The organism is Sphingobium ummariense RL-3 (assembly GCF_000447205.1).
Lineage (GTDB): Bacteria > Pseudomonadota > Alphaproteobacteria > Sphingomonadales > Sphingomonadaceae > Sphingobium > Sphingobium ummariense.
Map to the genome: position 1 here is coordinate 1 of NZ_AUWY01000009.1, position 1364 is coordinate 1364.

Annotated in this window: 1 protein-coding gene; it reads left to right on the forward strand. The window is 52.9% G+C overall.

Annotated features, from left to right (window positions below; genetic code table 11):
- Positions 1-869 precede the first annotated feature (869 nt).
- A complete protein-coding gene (locus tag M529_RS47955) occupies positions 870-1262 on the forward strand; it encodes a hypothetical protein (RefSeq protein WP_013044867.1) in 393 nt (130 codons plus the stop codon).
- Positions 1263-1364 lie beyond the last annotated feature (102 nt).

The window sequence follows — 1364 nt, forward strand, 5'->3', positions numbered from 1 at the left end:
AGCCAGTAGCTGATTGGCTAGGGGTAGCCAGTAGCTGATTGGCTAGGGTCTGTCGATTTTCACCAATTTATTGTCGATAATTGACGTTGATTTTTGATAATTTTCTGGCGATAATCGGACATAGATTGACTGCCCCTAGCCAATCTATGTCCGATTTCTCGACACTGGAGTCACACCCCTGTGACAGATACGCGCACCTTGCCCGCCACCAAGCCTCAGCCTAGCCGATGGGTCCAGACTGACCGTGCATCGCATGAGGCTTGGGCGCGCTTAAGCGCATCAAACCCCAAGGCTGGGGCCTTACTACATCTGCTTGCCGCTCGGGTCGGAGATAATAATGCTGTTGTAGTAAGTCACAAGACATTAGCAGAATTGCTAGGGGTTAGATCAATTACAACTATTAAGACAGCAATAACTGCACTTGTTTCTGGAAATTGGATTGAAGTCAGGCGGATTGGTGAAAACGGCACTGTCAACGCATATGTGTTGAACGATAGAGTTGTTTGGTCTGGACCACGTGAAGGGCTAAGATACAGCCTATTTTCTGCAACTGTCGTCGTCTCCGACAGCGAACAGCCGGACCGCGATACTTTGGGCAAGCAAGAACCACTACGCCGCCTTCCCCCGATAGGTGAGCGTCAGCTACCGCACGGCGACGGACTTCCCCCTCCTTCGCAACCGTTCCTAGATGGAATTGAGCCTGATCTGCCCGCCACCGAACAGCAGAACCTCGATCCGGCGATGCAAGAGGAACTATCCCAGCTCGTCATCGGCCTAGGAAACAGGCTCCGCGCGCCCGATGCCTCTCCCCCTGACGATGCAACCGATATATAGATACTATACAGGCCGACTTAACAGCGAGTGACATCATGGGTATCACCCTAAGAGAAGCATCCGAAAAGGTCGGTGTCACCCGCCAAACGCTCATGAAGGCGATCAAGACAGGCCGGGTTTCCGCCGAAAAATCCGATAACGGCGAATGGCGCATTGAACCTGTCGAGCTATTTCGTGTCTGGCCCCCTGTAAATGGGGTGCAGCAACCTTTACAGCCTAACATAACAGGCAGTGACACCCCCGGTTTACAGGCTGAAAACAGGCTGTTGCGGGAGCAGGTTGCCGAACTGCGTGAAGAACGGAACGCTTGGCGGGAGCAAGCCCAACGGCTCGCCCTCACCGATCAGCGCGCTGTCTCGCAGCCCAGCTCCCGCCCCGGCTTCTGGTCGCGCCTGTTCGGCCGCCAGGGCGACAGCCCTAGCGGATAGTGATGAATCCATTGAGAAAATTGTTGCGGTTTCGCAACATATTAGAAAAAACTCAGTTGACCTCAAAATATTTCTTGTATTTTTTAGTTTAGCAGTTACCCC